Raw genomic sequence first — 294 nt, 5'->3', positions numbered from 1 at the left:
ACAAGGTGTCGGTCACCATCGTCAGCAATGGCGATGTCACCGAAGATCAACAGCCGTCGTTCACCGTCAAAGTCAGCCAGAAGCTGGATCAGGATCTGACTGTCACGCTGTCTAACGGCGCCAAAGTCGTGATTCCGGCGGGCCAGACCGAAGCGATCTACAAAGCTGACGCCCAAGGCGATGACGTCTTCAAAGATGCCGATAGCCTGACCGTGGGTGTCAGCGACGCAACCGTCGCTGGCAAGACCTTCGAGAATCTGGAACTGGGTGGCAACGCCACCGTACAGATCACCG

Annotated in this window: 1 protein-coding gene; it reads left to right on the top strand. The window is 57.5% G+C overall.

Annotated features, from left to right (window positions below; translation table 11 throughout):
* Positions 1-294, top strand: a 294-nt coding sequence (locus L6D77_RS27115) for an immunoglobulin-like domain-containing protein (protein ID WP_236170238.1), incomplete at both ends; no start/stop codon positions are given.

Source organism: Pseudomonas parasichuanensis, from assembly GCF_021601385.1.
In the GTDB taxonomy this organism is placed as follows: domain Bacteria; phylum Pseudomonadota; class Gammaproteobacteria; order Pseudomonadales; family Pseudomonadaceae; genus Aquipseudomonas; species Aquipseudomonas parasichuanensis.
This window is presented reverse-complemented; position numbering and strand designations above follow the sequence as displayed.